Source organism: Pseudomonas sp. GW823-FHT02C02 (assembly GCF_058797635.1).
Map to the genome: position 1 here is coordinate 113,033 of NZ_JBXAJV010000002.1, position 17,289 is coordinate 130,321.

17 protein-coding genes and 1 pseudogene are annotated in these 17,289 nt (G+C 61.8%); 7 read left to right on the top strand and 11 right to left on the bottom strand.

What is annotated here, in order from left to right; all coding sequences use genetic code 11:
• Positions 1–54: 54 nt before the first annotated feature.
• The 4 genes from AC1ROI_RS03245 to AC1ROI_RS03260 all read right to left on the bottom strand — a co-directional run bounded on the left by AC1ROI_RS03245 (position 55) and on the right by AC1ROI_RS03260 (position 3,032).
• On the bottom strand, positions 55–1,206 hold the full coding sequence (locus AC1ROI_RS03245) for an MFS transporter (protein WP_083374629.1): 1,152 nt from the start codon (positions 1,204–1,206) through the stop codon (positions 55–57).
• Positions 1,207–1,441: 235 nt separating this feature from the next.
• Positions 1,442–2,098 (bottom strand): carboxymuconolactone decarboxylase family protein, encoded by a 657-nt coding sequence (locus AC1ROI_RS03250; RefSeq protein WP_102594618.1) that lies wholly within the window; start codon positions 2,096–2,098, stop codon positions 1,442–1,444.
• Positions 2,099–2,131: 33 nt separating this feature from the next.
• A complete protein-coding gene (locus AC1ROI_RS03255; RefSeq protein ID WP_158243829.1) occupies positions 2,132–2,641 on the bottom strand; it encodes a carbohydrate-binding module family 20 domain-containing protein in 510 nt (169 codons plus the stop codon).
• A gap of 112 nt (positions 2,642–2,753) precedes the next feature.
• Entirely contained in the window at positions 2,754–3,032 is a 279-nt protein-coding gene (locus tag AC1ROI_RS03260) for a hypothetical protein (RefSeq protein ID WP_102594616.1), read from the bottom strand.
• Positions 3,033–3,123: 91 nt separating this feature from the next.
• On the opposite strand from AC1ROI_RS03260, the gene AC1ROI_RS03265 reads away from it, so the two are divergent.
• Complete coding sequence (locus AC1ROI_RS03265; RefSeq protein ID WP_102594615.1) at positions 3,124–3,903, top strand: AraC family transcriptional regulator; 780 nt, start codon at positions 3,124–3,126, stop codon at positions 3,901–3,903.
• 46 nt (positions 3,904–3,949) lie between these two features.
• Positions 3,950–4,942, top strand: coding sequence for a diaminopimelate epimerase (locus tag AC1ROI_RS03270; RefSeq protein ID WP_102599429.1), 993 nt, complete (start codon positions 3,950–3,952; stop codon positions 4,940–4,942).
• A 112-nt stretch (positions 4,943–5,054) separates the two neighbouring features.
• Here the strand turns inward: AC1ROI_RS03270 and codA are convergent, their stop codons facing one another.
• The 5 genes from codA to AC1ROI_RS03295 form a co-directional block, all read right to left on the bottom strand.
• On the bottom strand, positions 5,055–6,299 hold the full coding sequence (gene codA / locus AC1ROI_RS03275; protein ID WP_010458540.1) for a cytosine deaminase: 1,245 nt from the start codon (positions 6,297–6,299) through the stop codon (positions 5,055–5,057).
• Positions 6,300–6,312: 13 nt separating this feature from the next.
• On the bottom strand, positions 6,313–7,584 hold the full coding sequence (gene codB, locus AC1ROI_RS03280; RefSeq protein WP_010458543.1) for a cytosine permease: 1,272 nt from the start codon (positions 7,582–7,584) through the stop codon (positions 6,313–6,315).
• A 248-nt stretch (positions 7,585–7,832) separates the two neighbouring features.
• Positions 7,833–8,666, bottom strand: a complete 834-nt coding sequence (locus AC1ROI_RS03285; RefSeq protein WP_010458544.1) for an alpha/beta fold hydrolase — start codon at positions 8,664–8,666, stop codon at positions 7,833–7,835.
• A gap of 216 nt (positions 8,667–8,882) precedes the next feature.
• Positions 8,883–9,239: a 6-carboxytetrahydropterin synthase QueD gene (gene queD, locus AC1ROI_RS03290; protein ID WP_008152165.1), complete on the bottom strand. Its 357-nt coding sequence runs from the start codon at positions 9,237–9,239 to the stop codon at positions 8,883–8,885.
• An 84-nt stretch (positions 9,240–9,323) separates the two neighbouring features.
• Positions 9,324–10,403 (bottom strand): hypothetical protein, encoded by a 1,080-nt coding sequence (locus tag AC1ROI_RS03295; RefSeq protein ID WP_102595450.1) that lies wholly within the window; start codon positions 10,401–10,403, stop codon positions 9,324–9,326.
• Positions 10,404–10,674: 271 nt separating this feature from the next.
• On the opposite strand from AC1ROI_RS03295, the gene AC1ROI_RS03300 reads away from it, so the two are divergent.
• From AC1ROI_RS03300 to AC1ROI_RS03315, 4 genes are read left to right on the top strand one after another with little or no spacing between them, the layout of a single operon-like run.
• Positions 10,675–10,983, top strand: a complete 309-nt coding sequence (locus AC1ROI_RS03300; protein ID WP_102595451.1) for a PepSY domain-containing protein — start codon at positions 10,675–10,677, stop codon at positions 10,981–10,983.
• Entirely contained in the window at positions 10,983–11,288 is a 306-nt protein-coding gene (locus AC1ROI_RS03305) for a PepSY domain-containing protein (protein WP_010458557.1), read from the top strand. Before AC1ROI_RS03300 ends, AC1ROI_RS03305 begins: the two co-directional genes overlap by 1 nt.
• Positions 11,289–11,291: 3 nt before the next feature.
• Entirely contained in the window at positions 11,292–11,960 is a 669-nt protein-coding gene (locus tag AC1ROI_RS03310) for a response regulator transcription factor (protein ID WP_010458558.1), read from the top strand.
• Positions 11,957–13,270 (top strand): sensor histidine kinase, encoded by a 1,314-nt coding sequence (locus tag AC1ROI_RS03315; RefSeq protein ID WP_102595452.1) that lies wholly within the window; start codon positions 11,957–11,959, stop codon positions 13,268–13,270. The genes AC1ROI_RS03310 and AC1ROI_RS03315 overlap by 4 nt, the downstream gene beginning before the upstream one ends.
• Before the next feature lie 127 nt (positions 13,271–13,397).
• Here the strand turns inward: AC1ROI_RS03315 and AC1ROI_RS03320 are convergent, their stop codons facing one another.
• Together AC1ROI_RS03320 and AC1ROI_RS03325 are read right to left on the bottom strand one after the other, a co-directional pair.
• Positions 13,398–14,153 carry a methyl-accepting chemotaxis protein gene (locus AC1ROI_RS03320; RefSeq protein ID WP_370654464.1) on the bottom strand — a complete coding sequence of 252 codons (756 nt, stop codon included), beginning with the start codon at positions 14,151–14,153 and terminating at the stop codon, positions 13,398–13,400.
• 102 nt (positions 14,154–14,255) lie between these two features.
• Positions 14,256–15,545: pseudogene (locus tag AC1ROI_RS03325) on the bottom strand (methyl-accepting chemotaxis protein); the annotation flags it as partial.
• Positions 15,546–15,950: 405 nt separating this feature from the next.
• On the opposite strand from AC1ROI_RS03325, the gene AC1ROI_RS03330 reads away from it, so the two are divergent.
• On the top strand, positions 15,951–17,267 hold the full coding sequence (locus AC1ROI_RS03330) for a Na+/H+ antiporter family protein (protein ID WP_162179694.1): 1,317 nt from the start codon (positions 15,951–15,953) through the stop codon (positions 17,265–17,267).
• The last annotated feature ends 22 nt before the right edge of the window (positions 17,268–17,289 follow it).

Consider the following 17,289-nt stretch of genomic DNA (forward strand, 5'->3'; position numbering starts at 1 on the left):
TCGCTCTTACAGGGATCACCGAACCTGTAGGAGCGAGGCTTGCCCGCGAAGCTTTCAAACCTTCAACACTTTCCCGCCAATGGCTACCGCCACCAGCAACACCGCCATCAACCCGAAGGCAAAACTCAAGCTGCTGCCATGGGCGATAAAGCCGATCACTGCCGGGCCCGCGAGAATTCCCGCGTAGCCCAATGTGGTAATGGCCGGCACTGCAATGTGCTCAGGCATGACCGTCTGTTTCCCGACCGCGGTGTACAGCACCGGCACGATGTTCGAGCAGCCCGCACCCAATAACGCATACCCGACCAGTGCCGCCTCCCAGGCCGGCGCAAACGTCGCCAATGCCAAACCCGCCGCCGCCATCAGGCCGCCGAACACCATCACCCGCGTCGCGCCCAGGCGTCGGACAATCCGGTCCCCGGTCAGCCGTCCGGCGGTCATGGTCAGCGCAAACGCGGCGTAACCGAGCCCCGCATACGCCGTGTCAATCCCGCGTTCCTGCGCCAGGAACACCGCGCTCCAGTCGAGCGCCGCGCCTTCGGCCAGGAACACGATGAAACACATGCCGCCAATAAACAGCACGATGCCATGGGGCACGGCAAACGCCGGTCCCGAGCTTTCGCTGCCGTAAGGCAACAGGTGCGGCGCGGCTTTGAGCAAGGCCAGCACAAGAACCACGATCACCACCGCCATCGCCCCCAACGGCGACAGACCCAAGCCGAGCAGGGCGCTGACACCCGCCGCGCCGACAATCCCGCCGAGGCTGAACATCCCGTGAAACCCCGACATCATGTTCTTGCCGCTGGCCCGCTCGACGATCACCGCTTGCAGGTTCACCGTCGAGTCCACCGTGCCCAGGCCCGCGCCGAACATGAACAGCGTGGCGATCAATGCCGGTATTGACGACACGGTGGCCAACAACGGCAACGCCGCGCAAATCAACAACGTCCCCCCGGTTGCCACCCGACGGCAGCCGAAACGCGTGGCGAGCAGGCCAGCTATCGGCATCGCCAGAATCGAGCCCACCCCCAGGCACAACAGCAACAACCCGAGCGTCCCTTCGTCGAGCCCGGCCCGTGCCTTGGCATAAGGCACCAGCGGCGCCCAGGCGGCGATGCCAAGACCGGCAATGAAAAAGGCGATGCGGGTGGACATCTGCTCCAGGCGTCCGGGAACAAATGAGGCTTGGGTATTGAGGCTGGTCATATCGATCCTTGGCAAAAAAACGTCGCACTCCCAAAGGGACAGTGACTGACCCATAGGGTTCGGTCAGCGTCCACAGCGGTTTGCGGTCAGGCAGGGCGACATCCTTGCATAGCCTGACCCTCTGTCGCGAGCGCAGGCCGCGAGTTAATCGCCTGTGCAGGCGACAACGTATGGATTCTGAAGGTTTGCAGCGGTATTTTCCGACGCACTGACTGTGGTCACGAACGGTTGTCGATCAACGAGCAATAAAACGTGTCACCGAGACGATCTGCGTTCCTTGCACTTGAATGTGCAAGAGCGCGGCAGGAAGGGAGGGCTCGTCGTCGAAACATTCAACAATGACGGTGCCGGCTGTTGTCGCCTGGATCGAAAGGCGCAGCGAGCGGCGTAACAGGCGTTTGATCGCAGCACTCAGGGGGACGGCTGATTTGCCATTGCGCACTTGCTCACAAAACGCCAGCGCTACCTCGCGCGGTGTGGGGGGAGGCGGCGAAACAATTGCGGCTTCGTCAAACAGTCGATTGAGCTGATCGGCCGCAGCCACCGCTCTCGGAAAACCGGCGAAGGCTGAAGCCTGCAGCAATATTCCCGTCAGTTCTGCCGGTGCGAGCCCCGAGGCCAGCCCCGTCTTGAAATGCACACTCAACGGTGGCCCGACCATGCCCGCCGCGACAATCGCAGCAAACGACACCGCTTCACGCAGACGAGGATCCAAGTCAGAACGGTCATGCAAATAACCGTAAACAACACCCACCGCCAGTTCGCCCAGGGCCGGAACCGTTCTGAACAGTGCTTCCAGGCGAGTTGCGCCGTCAGGAACCAGGTCGATGAAGGATTTCCGGCCCTCGCTGTATAGCGTTTCCATGGGAGAGATCGGGTATCGGCTGCTCATGTCGTGCCCTCTTTTCAGACCTGCAACGCCAATCTAGAAGGTGCCTCTTGTCTCGCTCTCGGTGCCGCTGGTGAAGCTGACGTTTGGTCCTGGCTGCCAACGCACGGCGTGCGACGCGTCGTTATTGCGCTCGATGCATTTCCACAGGATGTCTTGATCCGCCGGCACATCAATCGAACCGTTCCATTGGTTCTGCGCAGGTCTGTGGGCCAATGCCACGGCATGACGAGGATCCCAGGCCCCCAGTTCCAGCGACGAGCCCACGGCATAATCGTCGCGCAGCGTGATGAATTCGGCGTTGAAGGTTTCGAACACGCGCGGGTTGTCGGTCTTTAGATCGGCGTTGCCATCGAGGAAGGTGTCGCCCTTATCGCAGGCGCCACAATCATGGCGGCATTCGCTCCGGCCTCTGAGGAACAGCGGTTCATTGCGATTGTTTTCGGCCATGGGGTTGGGTACGACGTCGTAGACCAATTTGACGCCTGCAGTTACTCCGCCGAGTACCAGGGCAATGAGCAGGGACACTAGGGAAGCCCGTTTCATGACCTTCCTCCGAACGTGCATCAGGAGCTTCACTCTGGCTCGGAGGCGAAGGCTTGTCTGCTGTCATAACTGACAGATCTGGCAGACTTGTTCGCAATAAGTGGCGAGGGATTTATAACTGAGTGACTGGAGGAACGCCCGGCTCTTGCTCACACAACGCCCGAACCAGTGGATCGCGCACCTGCATCAGTTCGAACAGGCCTAGGGCACGTAGCGCCGGCAACGCCTGGAGAATGTCTTGCGTGGCGGCCGTGCGTTGATCCTCGGGTGTCTGGGAATCGATCAGCATCCGGGCATTGATCAGAAAGGCCCCGACCGTGCCTTTGCGCACGACAGATCCATTGAATTGGCCTTGGTTCAGATCGTCGGGAAGCAGGTCTTCGGCGCGCATGGTTGAGACTCCGGTGAATGAGTGCCCAGACTAATCCGTTGCTCATGGCTAAACTGCGCTATCCGGGTCATTCGATAACGTGAAACTGCCAATGGCTAAACCACTGATATCTGTTGAACAGGCGCGATCCAACACCGGGCCGCTGGTAATTGCCTCGGTCCTGAACAGTCCCATCGAGCGCACCAGCACTCCCCACCGGCATGCGCGCGGGCAACTGTTGGGCGCGCGGCGCGGGCTGTTGACGGTGGAGGCGGCAGATCATCACTGGGTGGTGCCGGCGACCCATGCGGTGTGGATTCCACCCGACTGTGTGCATGGCTTGCGCTCCCACGGCCCCTTCCACGGCTGGAGTGTCTACGTGGTCGCGCCGGCCTGTGTCGTATTGCCCGGACAACCCTGCATCATTGCGACTTCGGGTTTGCTTCGTGAGGCCGTCGACCGGGCGGCGACCTGGAGCGAGGGACCGCTGGATCAGCGACAGGCGCGGATCGCTCAATTGATTGTGGATGAGGTCGCGGCGCTGCCCGCCGAGCCCTTCGGTCTGCCGCTGCCACTCGACCCGCGTCTGCGGCGGATCAGTCAGGCGCTGGCCGACGACCTCGCCGACAACCGTTCGCTCACCGAGTGGGCGCAATGGGCCGGTTTGTCTGCCCGGACCCTGGCCCGGCGCTTCGTCGATGAAACCGGCTTCAGCTTCAGCCAATGGCGCCAGCGCGCACGCTTGCTGCGAGCGCTGGAGTTACTCGCCGCCGACGTACCGGTGACCACCATCGCCCTGGAACTGGGCTACGACAATGTCAGCGCGTTCATTGCGATGTTCCGGCGAACGTTTGGCGTGACGCCGGGGCGGTATTTCATCGTAGGCCGTTGACGCCTACAGTACGGGCTCTTTTCAAGCTGACTTTCAGGACCGATCCATGACGCCGTTCTACGATGCTCGAGGCAATATCTACGCGGTGGTGACGCCCGACGAGGTGCGCGGTCGCGGTATCGATTTGCCGGACCAGGCTCGCGACGCCGCGCAGATCCGCGAGCACTGGGCATCGGCCGCTATCGAGGCATTTTGCAGTTGGGCGCCCGGTTCACAGCCATCGGGCAGCAAAGACCATCGCTGCGACGGGCTGCTGGTCGGGCCGTTTCAATCCTCGCCACCCTTTGATCTGTTGATCGTCAATACCGACGGCACCCTGGCCGAGCGCAGTGGCAATGGGCTGACGATTTTTTCCCAGGCGCTCAGCGAGCAAGGATTGATGCCCGAGGAGCAGGCGTGCCTGCTGCGGGTTCATCACGACAAGCGCGATGCGGTTTCACCGGTGGAAACCACTGTGGACGCCGCTGAGGTCGACGGTGTTCAAGGGTTCTGGCTGGATTTGGGCAAGCCTTCGTTCGGGCCGCAAGCGGTGGGTGCGCGCGAGGCTGAACGCGTGACGCTGAACGAGCGCGAAGTCAGCCATGTGCAGCCGTTGTCGGCGCTTGATCCTGCCTGGAACCGCAGCCAGTTTGTGCGCATCGGCAATCCCCATTGCGTGACGCTGCTGACGAATGCCGACGCGTTGCCCAGCAATGAGCAGATGCGAGAATCGCCCTTGGCCCAAGGCTTGATGCGTATCGCCTATGCCGCGCCGACCGGGGCTGGGCAGCCGTGTCCGGCGGGGGTGAATTTGCAATGGGCGATGCTTGAGTCAGAGGGGCGAGTGGTGGCGCGGGTGTTTGAGCGCGGGGAAGGGCCGACGGCGTCGTCAGGCACCAGCGCCAGTGCGGTGGCGTGTGCGGCGTGGCGGGTGGGTTGGGTGACGGCGGGTGAAGTGAAAGTCGTCATGCCGGGCGGCACGGCGCCGGTTTTGTTGGAAGAGTCGGAGGGGAAATTGAGTCGGGTCAGGCTGTTTGGCACGGCGCGGTTGATGGGTTGATTATTAGATAGCCATCGCGAGCAGGCTCACTCCCACAGGGGTTTTGTGATCGGCTCAAACCCCCTGTGGGAGCGAGCCTGCTCGCGAAGAGGCACGCCCAATCAGCGAAATTTCAGAGCTGACCCGCCCATTCCACCACCGGCATCGTCCGCTTCATCAACACCTTGCCGTCGCGTACCGAATACAACGGCAACCCCTGGCTACGGATCACCTCGTAGTCACTGTCCGCCGACAGAATCAGCAAATTCGCCGGGCGCCCGGCCTCCAGCCCATAACGGTCCCCAAGGTTCATGGCCTTGGCGCTGTTGTCGGTGACCAGGTCCAGCGCACTTTGCAGGTTGCGATACCCCAGCATGTGGCAGATATGCAGCCCCGCTTCCAGCACCCGCAGAATGTTGCCGTTGCCCAGCGGATACCACGGGTCAACGATCGAATCCTGGCCGAAGCACACGTTCATCCCCGCTTCCAGCAACTCATTGACCCGGGTCACACCGCGGCGTTTCGGGAAGGTGTCGAAGCGCCCTTGCAGGTGAATGCTTTCGGTGGGGCAGGAGACGAAACTGATCCCCGAATGCCCGAGCAGACGGAAGAGTTTGGCGCAGTACGCGTTGTCGTAAGAGCCCATGGCCGTGGTGTGGCTGGCGGTCACCCGCGAACCCATGCCACGGCTGCGGGCTTCTTCGGCCAGCACTTCCAGAAAGCGTGAATGCGGGTCGTCGGTTTCGTCGCAATGCACGTCCACCAGGCAGCCGGTGCGCTCGGCGAGGTCCATCAGAAACTTCACTGAGCTGACGCCCTGATCGCGGGTGTATTCGAAATGCGGAATGCCCCCCACCACATCGGCGCCCATACGGATCGCTTCTTCCATCAGCTCCCGGCCGTTGCGGTAGGACTCGATGCCTTCCTGCGGGAACGCGACGATTTGCAGGTCGATCAGGTGCCGGCTTTCCTCGCGCACTTCAAGCATTGCCTTGAGCGCAGTCAGTTGCGGGTCGGTGACGTCGACGTGGGTGCGCACATGCTGGATGCCGTGGGCAGCGAGGGTCTGGATGGTTTTCTTGGCGCGGGCCTTGGTGTCTTCCTCGGTGATGGTGACCTTGCGTTCGCCCCAGCACTCGATGCCCTCGAACAGCGTGCCACTCATGTTCCAGCGTGGCTCGCCAGCGGTGAGGGTGGCGTCGAGGTGAATGTGCGGCTCGACAAAGGGCGGCACCACCAGGTTGCCGCCGGCGTCGAGGTCGTCGGGCCCCAGGGTGGGGGCTTCGGTCTGGCGGGCGATGGTGCGGATCAGGCCGTTTTCCAGGTGCAACTCATGCAGGCCTTCTTGGTTGCGCAGGCGGGCGTTGATGATGTGCATCAGGCGAATCCTTTTATAGATCTTGTAAGGGAGCTTCAGCGGCACGGGCACCCAGTACGCTGGTCAATAGCACATACGTTAGCGCGGCAGCGGCAATCCCTACCAGTGGCGCGATCCAGGGCGAGCTGAATGCGGCGACGGTGCCGACGGCATAGGCGGTCAAACCGGGCCAGTTGAACGCCGGCAATCGAGCATCGGCCAGACGAGGATATTGACCACGATAGCGGTAGAAGAAATCCGCCATGATCACGCCGCCTATCGGCGGGATGACCGTACCCAGCAGGATCAGATACGGCACAAGCATGTCGTACATGCCCAGCAGCGCGAGCAAGGTGCCGATCACCGCGCCGGCCAGGGTCACGGTTTTGCGGCGGCCGGTGCGCAACAGGTTGCAGCCGGCGACGGCGAAGTTGTAGATGGTGTTGTCCTGGGTGCTCCAGATGTTGAGCAGCAACATGGCCATCGCGGCCATGGCGAAACCTTGCAACAGCAGCACTTCGACCACGTCCGGTTGCTGGTAGACGATGGCCCCGTAGGCCCCGATCAACACCATCAGGCCGTTGCCGATAAAGAAGCCGATCAGGCTCGCCAGCACCGCGACCCGGGCGGAACGGGAGAAGCGCGTCCAGTTGGTCGCCTGGGTGGCGCCGCTGACAAAGGTGCCAAAGACCAAAGTAATCGCGGTCGACCAGTCAAGCGTTCCCGTCGGAACCACCGCGAGCAGCCCATCGAGCCCGCCGACCTTCACTGTGGCGACCCACATCGACAGCATCAGCAGCAACATCATGGCGGGCACCGCAATGTACGAAAGGATTTCCAGCCCGCGATAACCGACATACGCGGTGGCGCAAAATGCCAGGCCGAACAGCACCATCAGGCCCAGAACGGTGCCCTCGCTCAGTTCGAAATACTTGCCCAGCACCACGGCGGCCGTGGCCGTGCCCCAGGCGTACCAGCCGATCTGGGTGAAGCCGAGGATCAAGTCGCTGAGCTTGCTGCCGACCTCGCCGAAGCAAAAACGCCCCATCAGCACCGAATTGAGGCCGCTCTTGAAGGCGATGTAACCCAGGCTTGCGGCGTAGATGCCCAGCAGCAGATTGCCGACGATAATCACCGCCATCATCTCGCCAAAACTGAACGCCACGCCGAGCTTGCCGCCGGCGAACATGGTGGCGGTGAAGAAGGTGAATCCCAGCAGCACCATGGCGGTGGAGGCGAGGCCTTTGCGGGCATGCATCGGTACTTCGCTGAGAGGGTAATCGTTGCCCGGATCTTTTTGCGTCATGTGGCGTTCCTTGCTGAATGGGTGACGCGGGAGGGGTTGCAGTGGTCGTGCCAATGGCTGGATATGCAGTTACTTATAGTCGAGGCGGAGAGTTTGGCGCGGGAGGGGCACAAATGCGGTGCACCTGAAGGAATATAGAGCCCATGTGGGAGCGAGCCTGCTCACGAATGCGGTGTGTCAGGCAATGTAGATGTCGACTGATACACCGCATTCGCGAGCAGGCTCGCTCCCACAGGGATTCGGTTTCTTCAGGAGGGCTGGATTAAGGGCAGGAACCGCAGTAAAGCCGCGACGATGGCCTCGGGCGCATCCTCCTGAACCAGGTGCCCGGCATTGGGAACCGCATGAAATTGCGACCCGGCGATCATCTGATGCAGTGCCCGTCCACGCTCGATGGGAATCCACTGATCCTCCTCGCCCCACAGAATCTGCACCGGGCAACGCACCGTTGGGTACAACACCTCAGCCTCGCGGGTGTAACGCTCGTCCATCTGCGCAATCTGCCGATAGAACGCCGCTTGCCCGGGATCGCCCAGCCACGGTTGTACATACGGGTCGAGCTCTTCATCGGGGATGTCGCGCTTGATCGCCCCGCGAATATACGCCGGCACAATCGCCTGTTGAATGTAATCGGGCAGTCCGCTGAACGCCGCTTCATGCTGGCGTACATGCTGCACGAACGGCGAACCCCAGGGCGTCAACGCCACCGGATCAATCAATGTCAGGCTGCGGTAATCCTTGCCGTTGAGCAGGTGCGCGCGCAGCGCGGTGGCACCGCCAAAGTCGTGGGCGACCACGTCCGGCCGCGCCAGGCCCCAGTGATCGAGCAAGCTCGCCAACAGGTCGTTCTGCACCCCCAGCGATACGTCGCCGGTGATTTTCTCGGATTGCCCATAACCCAGCAGGTCGAAGTAATGCACCCGGTGGGTGGTGATGAAATGTGGAGCGATGCGGTGCCACACGTAAGACGAAAAGGGCGTGCCGTGCACAAACACCAGTGGCGGGCCGTCGCCGCGCACGGCGTAGCGAACGGAATGCCCGTTGAAGCGATAGGTCTGAGCCAGCGGCCAGTCAGTCCTCATGGGGATGTCCTCTTGGCATGTTCGAGCCAAAAAGCATAGGCATAAAAAAACAGCCAATGAAGGCTGTTTTTTGTATCACTGACGAAACGCATTGCTCCTTGTGGGAGCGAGCCTGCTCGCGATAGCGTCGGCACACATGGCATCAATGTGACTGACAGGGCGCTATCGCGAGCAGGCTCGCTCCCACAGGGGAATTGTGTTGTCTTTTAGAGCGGGTTACTCGCCGTGATAGATGCAGCCGCTGGTGCACGTCTCGTGGATACGGATCGCGCTGAGTTCCGGCAGCAGGGGCTTGAGTTCCTTCCAGATGAACTTGGCCAGCACTTCGCTGGTCGGGTTTTCCAGGCCGGGAATATCGTTCAGGTAGTTGTGGTCGAGGCGCTCGTACAACGGCTTGAAAATCGCCTTGATTTCCGAGAAGTCGCGGATCCAGCCGGTGTGCGGATCGAGGTCGCCGCTCAAGTGGATCGCCACTTTGAACGAGTGGCCGTGCAAACGGCCGCATTTGTGGCCTTCCGGTACGTGAGGCAGGCGGTGGGCGGATTCGAACGTAAACTCTTTGAAGATTTCCACAGTGATTTCAGCTCTGTCAGGTGGCGATCGCCGCGGCGATGTGGGCAGGCGGCGAGTTTACCAGAGCGCCGGGCAAAACACTGACTAAAGGGTCAGCAAGCGCTCGCCGAGGCGACCATTGGCGGCCAGTTCGAGAAACTCGTCACCCAGGCGACGGCTTTCGTCCATCGTCGCACGCCAGTATTTCTGCCGGCTCGGGGCATCGCCCATGAAGCGCTTGAAGTCGTTGCGGTCCGGCAGTTTGCCGTAGGGCAGGCGCGCCAGGTAGTCCTTCGATGGCGCCAGCAGCAGGACATCCTGCAACCGCGCCGGGCAGGCTCGGCGCCACGGCAGGGTCTTGTCGAACCAGCCGGGAATGACCCGGTCGGTGAAATGCGGATAGAGCACGATGTCTTTGCCGCTGTAGGGCAGGTCGAGGTGATAGTCGAGCAGGCCGCCATCGCGAAACGTCCCCGCGCCTGCGCCCGGCAGGTCACGCACGCCTTCCATCACCATCGGGATCGAGCCCGACGCAAGCAGCGCCTGACGCAGGTTGCCGGCATTCAGCGCGACGAAGCGTGACGGGAAGTCGTTGAGTGCATGGACCGGCGGCGCCAGGCGCGGGTCGTGGATGATCAGCCGTTCGAAATGCCGCGACAGCCGTGCGCGCCCCCGCAGGTTGTCGGCGATCACCGACGACAGGCCCAGCCCGAGACGGCCGCGATGATCGTCCGCGAGCAAGCCGTGGCTTTTGACCACCATGATGTTCAGGCGGTAGTGGGCGTTGTCCAGAATCGACGCATCGCGACCGTCGAGCAGTTCATCGAGCATGCGCCGGGAGCTCTGGCTGATCTGCGCCATGGTCACACCCTTGTCGAAGTTCTGCTCGGTGTAGAGGTGACCGAGGCGCCGGATGCCTTCGGCGGCGTCCGGCAGACAGGCGCTGGCGAAGCGCCAGGAGCCCACCGACGCTCCGATCAACGCACGCTCGCGCGGTGCGGCCGGCAGCCATTCGCCAAACAACGCCAGGTCCAGACCTTGAATCCCCAACGCTTTCGGCCCCCCGGCGGCCCCCGGCAACGTGCCGACATCGGCGGCGCTCAAACCGTTTTCACGGATGCGTGCCAAGGCCCTCGGGCCGGCCTTGAGGGTCAGGGAAGGGAACTTGATGTGGATGGCGGTCATACCGGTCTCGATGTCGGGCAAGCGGGGGATTATAAACAGCTCAGGCAACACCACCAATCCACACTGTGGGCGTGAGCCTGCTCGCGATTGCGGTCTGTCAGGCATTAAAGATGTCGACTGACATGACGCTATCGCGAGCAGGCTCGCGCCCACAGGGTCGGTGTTCGCCCAGGTTTTATGGGTTGCTCCAATGATGGCAATTCAGTTTCAGTTAAGTTCAGCCCGCTAAGGTGCTCCTCGTAGGCAACACATAAAAAATACGGAGACACCCATGAAAACCCTGACTGCCCTGTTCACCGCGTCCATCCTTATCCTGACCGCCAGCCTCGCCCACGCCCGTGATTTAGGCCCCGATGAAGCCCTGCGATTGCGCGACGCTGGTACCATTGTGTCTTTCGAGAAGCTCAACGCCACCGCTCTGGCCAAACATCCCGGTGCCAAAATCACCGAAACCGAGCTGGAAGAAGAGTACGGCAAGTACATCTACCAGGTTGAGCTGCGCGACCCACAGGGCATTGAGTGGGATCTGGAATTAGACGCTGTCAGCGGCCAGGTTCTCAAGGATCATCAGGATACGTAATGAAGGTGTGTTCATTTTCACGCATGGCGCTGGTGCTGCTGGCGTTCTGCTCGGTCGTCATGGCCCGCGACCTCGATCAGGACGAAGCCCTGCGCTTGCGCCAGCAAGGCGTGATCCTGCCGCTTGAGCAATTGTTAAAACAGGCGTTGGACCGCTACCCCGGCTCCAAACTGCTGGAAGCCGAGCTTGAAGAAAAACACGACGTCTACATTTACGAAGTCGAGTTGCTGACTACCGAAGGGGTGGTTCGTGAACTGGACCTCGACGCCACCACTGGCCAGTTACTGAAAGACAAGGAAGATTGATCGATGCGTTTGCTTCTGGTGGAAGACCACGTGCCGCTGGCCGACGAATTGATGGCCGGCCTCAACCGGCAGGGGTATGCCGTGGACTGGCTGGCCGATGGCCGCGACGCGGTGTATCAGGGCAGCAGCGAGCCGTATGACCTGATCATCCTCGACCTGGGCCTGCCGGGTTTGCCGGGGCTTGAGGTGCTGGCGCAATGGCGGGCCGGTGGTCTGGTCACGCCGGTGCTGATCCTCACGGCGCGCGGTTCCTGGGCCGAGCGGATCGAAGGCCTCAAGGCCGGTGCCGACGATTACCTGACCAAACCGTTCCACCCCGAAGAGCTGCACCTGCGGGTCCAGGCGTTATTGCGGCGCTCCCACGGTCAGGCCAACCAGCCGACGCTCAAATCGGCAGGGCTGCACCTGGATGAAGGTCGTCAGTGCGTCACGCGTGACGGTGCCGATATCCAGCTGACAGCCTCCGAGTTTCGCCTGCTGCGCTATTTCATGCTGCACCCCGAGCAGATCCTTTCCAAAAGCCACCTCGCCGAACACCTCTACGACGGTGAAACCGAGCGCGATTCCAACGTGCTCGAAGTCCACGTCAACCACCTGCGGCGCAAGCTTGGGAAAAGTGTGATCGAAACCCGTCGCGGCCAGGGTTACCTGTTCGGCGGACAAGCCCAGTGAGGTCAATTCAGCGCCGCTTGAGTCTGGGGCTGATCAGCGTGATGGTGGTCGTCGGCCTGGTGCTGGCGCAAACCAGCCTGTGGTTGTTCGAAAAGGGGCTGCAGCGTTACCTCGAAGACGGTTTGCGCAACGACAGTGAAAACCTGCTGGTGGCGCTGGTGCGCGGGCCGGCGGGGTTGCAACTGGATGAGCGGCACCTGTCGCCGGCCTATCAACGGCCGTTTTCCGGGCACTACTTCCGTATCGATTTCGCCGACAAGCATTGGCGTTCCCGCTCGTTGTGGGATCAGGAACTGCCGCCACTCGACCATCCCGGCCTGCACAGCAACCTGCAACTGGGGCCGGAAGGTCAGCAATTGCTGGTGCTGCGTTCGGACTATCGCCGGCTCGGGCAATCGATTTCGATCAGTGTGGCGCAGGACTACACGCCCGTGCGCGAGAGTTTTCGGCGCATGCAACAAGTCGGCCTGGGCCTCGGGCTGGCGGGGTTGCTGCTGATTCTGCTGCTGCAACGGATCACCGTGCGCCGCGCCTTGCGCCCACTGGAAAAGGCCCGCGAGCAAATCGCCCAGTTGCAGCAGGGCCAGCGCTCGCAACTCGATGACCAGGTGCCGGTGGAACTGGAGCCGCTGGTGGCGCAGATCAACCATTTGCTGGCCCACACCGAAGACAGCCTTAAACGTTCACGCAATGCCCTGGGCAACCTTGGGCATGCGTTGAAAACGCCGTTGGCGGTGTTGCTGAGCGTAGCTTCCAGCGAGAAGCTCGACGCTTATCCCGAACTGCGCAAACTCCTCAAGGCTCAACTGGAACAGGTCCAGCAGCGGCTCAGTCGCGAACTCAATCGCGCCCGCTTGTCCGGCGATGCGCTGCCGGGAGCGCTGTTTGATTGCGATGGGGAACTGCCGGGGTTGTTGGCGACGTTGAACATGATTCACGGCGAACACCTGAACCTGAGTTACCGCGCACCAACCGGTTTGCAGCTGCCGTGGGATCGCGAGGATTTGCTCGAACTGCTAGGCAATCTCTTGGATAACGCCTGCAAATGGGCGGACGCCGAGGTTCGGTTGAGCGTGGTCGAGACGGCGCAAGGGTTTGAATTAAGCGTGGAAGATGATGGGCCGGGGATTCCCGAGGCGCAGCGCGATCAGGTGCTGAACCGGGGGACACGGCTGGATGAACAGACGGATGGGCATGGGTTGGGGCTTGGGATTGTGCGCGACATCGTCGACACGTGGGGCGCGGTGATGCGGTTGGAGGAAAGCGAGTGGGGCGGCCTGAAAGTGCTGATCAAACTCTCCAAACGCTGAGTATCCCTGTAGGAGCGAGCCTGCTCGCGATAGCGGTTTGTCAGTCGACATCTCTGTTGGCTGACAAACCGCAATCGCGAGCAGGCTCACTCCCACACTTTGATCTTCAGTGGACGCGATAACGGCGTTAAACGCGAAACTGATCCATCAGACTCTGCTGCTGATTCGCCAGGCTATTGAGTGACTGGCTCACCCGCGCCGATTCATTCGCCTGTCCCGACAGCGACTCCGTCACATCGCGAATCGTCGCCACGTTGCTGTTGATCTCCTCGGCCACCGCGCTCTGCTCTTCGGCCGCAGACGCAATCTGCAGGTTCATGTCGCTGATCACCGTCACCGCCTCGCCGATCTGGCGCAGCGCTGTCACCGCTTGGCCCACTTGCTCGACGCTGCCTTGCGCCTGGCGATGGCTGTTGTTCATCGAGCCAACCACGTCCTGCGTGCCGCACTGCAATTGCTCGATCACAACGCGGGTTTCTTCAACCGACTCCTGGGTGCGTCGCGCCAGGTTGCGCACTTCATCGGCGACCACCGCAAAACCTCGTCCGGCCTCACCGGCGCGGGCCGCTTCGATCGCGGCGTTGAGGGCCAGCAGATTGGTTTGTTCGGCAATGGCGCGAATCACTTCCAGCACCGAACCGATTTTCTCGCTGTTGGCCGCCAGGCCTTCCACTTGCACCATGGCCGCGCTCATGTCGGCGGCGAGGTTGCCGATGCTGGTGGTGGTCTGGTCGATGACGGTCAGGCCCCGGCGAGTCGCTTGGTCGGCATCCTTCGCGGCCTGGGCGGCTTGCGCGGCACTGCGGGCGACGTCCTGGGCGGTGGCGCTCATTTCGTGGGAGGCGGTGGCGACCTGATCGACCTGACGGTATTGCTGCTCCATGCCGGCGCTGGTCTGCGTGGCGATGGCGGAGGATTGATCCGCGGTGCTGCGGGCGTCCTGCACCGAGCGTTTCACTTCGGCGATGATCGGTTGCAGCTTGTCGAGGAAGCGGTTGAACCAGCCAGCCAACTGGCCCAGTTCGTCCTGCTTGTCGTAAGCCAGGCGTCGGGTCAGGTCGCCTTCGCCGCTGGCGATGTCTTCGAGCATGTGCGCCACGCCGAGGATCGGTCTGGTCACGCTGCGCGCCATCAGCCACACCAACAGCAAGCCAATCAGCGCGGCCAGTACACCGAGGCCGAGCTCAATCAGGGTGCCGCTGCGGTTGCTGTCATCGAGTTGGTTTTTCAGGGTTTCGGCGGGGCCGACCAGGACTTTTTCCGGCACGTCGAGCAACACGCCCCAGGATTTCCCGCCGGGAATCGGCTGGAACGGCGACAGCACTTTCAGTTGCTGGTTGCTGTGCAGGCTTTCGGTGGTGCTGCTGGCCGCGAGCATGCGAATCAGCTCGGTGCCGTCGGACGTGTCCACGGTGTCCAGGCGCTGGCTGAGTTTGCTGGCGTCCGCGCTGTAACCGGCGAGCAAGCCGACCGGGCTGATGATGCTGACGCGGGTCTGGCCGTCGTAGAGCTTTTTGCTCGCGCCCTGACTCATGGCCTGCAAGCTGTTGAGGTTGATGTCCACCGACAGCGAAGCGATGACTTTGCCGTTGACCATCAGCGGGAACACGATGCTGGTCATCAGCACCTGCTGGCCGTCGATCACATAGAAATACGGTTCGATCACGCACGGTTTGAGCGTGGTGCGCGGGCAGGTGAACCAGGCGTTGGCCGGCTCGCCGCTGGGACCGGCCTTGGTGTCGGCCATGTCGCTTTCCGGCAGCGCCATGGAGGTCACTTTGCCAGGCACAGGTTGCGACCAATACAGGGCAAAACGGCCCTTGTCGTTGCTGCCCAGTTCAGCCTGGCCAGCGAACAGATCGTCCTTGCCGTCCAGCGCGTTGGCTTCGAATACCAGGGACAGGCCGAGCAAATCCGGGTTGGCTTGCAGCGCCGACTTGACCTGGCGGGTCAGGTCTTCACGCAGGTCGAAGGCGTCCAGAAAACGCTTTTCCGCCTGGTCGCGCAGGAACAGCACCTGGCGCGAAAAGCCGTGGCCGTATTGATAGGCGTCCATGAACTGCTGACGAATCACCAGCGCCTGGTTTTCACCCTGGGATTCGATCCGGGCCTGAGCGGCTTCGGTGAGCATCTCCATGCTCGAGGCTTTCACCATCTCGGAGCTGTGCTCCATGCGATACAGCGAAAGACCCACCAGCAGGGTCACGATGCCGGCCAGGCAAAGCCCGGCCAGCAGGGTGATTTTCCATTGGATGGAAAGTTGTCTGAGCGACATGGAGAGACGTCCTTATTCGATATTTATCTGAGACTTTGCACTGTAACGGCCACGATTCACCTTTCTTTATGCCTGCATCCGAATAAGGCTCGCCGCTGATTTTGTGGCGAGAACGCTTCCTGTGGCGAGGGAGCTTGCTCCCGTTGGGTTGCGAAGCGCCCCCTGGCATTCCGTCAGCCACTACGCATCGGCAGGTTTTACGCCTGCTGCGCAGTCGAACGGGAGCAAGCTCCCTCGCCACAGGTATTTCGTGGCCCGTTACATACAGGTCGGCCCATGCGCTTTGACACCGGGCCGACTCTGCGGCACAGTGCGCGCCCTCTAATAAAACCCATTCCTTGATCTGCTGGCGGCGCTTCGCAGACTGCCGGCTGAGCTCATTTCGCTTGCCCTGAGGTAACGATGATTAATGCTGTAATTGCCGCGGTCGGCGTCATGCTGGTCCTTAGCCTGTCCCGCGTGCACGTAGTGATCGCGCTGATTGTCGGCGCCCTGGTGGGGGGGCTGACCGGTGGCCTGGGCATCGATGCCACCCTGAAGGCCTTTAATAGTGGCCTCGGCGGCGGGGCGACGGTGGCGTTGTCCTACGCCTTGCTTGGTGCGTTCGCCGTGGCGATTGCCAAGTCCGGGCTGGCCCATGCCCTGGCGGACAAGGCCCTGCTGATGGTGGATCGCCAACACGCCAGCGGTGGCGGCCAGGTCAAGTGGCTGCTGATCGGCTTGCTGTGGGTGGTGGCCATCGCTTCGCAGAACATTCTGCCGATACATATCGCCTTTATTCCGCTGCTGGTGCCGCCGCTTCTATATGTGCTGACCAAGTTGCAACTGGATCGCCGCTTGATCGCCTGCGTCATGACCTTCGGCCTGATCACGCCGTACATGTTCCTGCCGGTGGGCTTCGGCAACATCTTTCTGAATGAAATCCTGCTGGCCAACGTTGCGCGCAGCGGCGTCGATATCAGCGGCATCAACGTCACCCATGCCATGGGCATTCCGGCTTTGGGCATGGTTGTCGGCCTCGCGGTGGCGTTTATCAGCTATCGCAAGAAGCGCGTCTACGACCTGGAAAAGATCGAGAAAGTCGAGCAAGTCGCGGTGGAGTACAACCCGCTGAGCCTGATCGTCGCCGGTGTGGCCATCGCGGCGGCGTTCATCATTCAGCTGCTGCTGGACTCGATGATCATTGGTGCGCTGGCGGGTTTCCTGATCTTTTCGGTGTCGGGCATTGTGAAGTGGCGCGACACTGACGACCTGTTCACCGAAGGCATGAAAATGATGGCGATGATCGGTTTCATCATGATCGCCGCCTCGGGTTTCGCCGAAGTGATGAAAGCCACCGGTCAGGTGCAGACGCTGGTGCAAACGTCGGCGTCGTGGATCGGGCACAGCAAAGGCGTCGGCGCGCTGTTGATGTTGCTGGTCGGCCTGCTGGTGACCATGGGCATCGGCTCGTCGTTTTCCACCGTGCCGATCCTGGCGGCGATTTTCGTGCCGTTGTGCGTGCAGCTGGGTTTCAGCCCGATCGCGATCGTGTGCATCGTCGGCACGGCCGGCGCGTTGGGTGACGCCGGTTCGCCGGCCTCGGACTCGACGCTGGGCCCGACCTCCGGTCTGAACATTGATGGCCAGCATCACCACATCTGGGACACCGTGGTCCCGACCTTCCTGCATTACAACCTGCCGCTACTGGCGTTCGGCTGGGTGGCCGCGATGGTCCTCTGATTTCACTTCCGTAGGAGCCAGC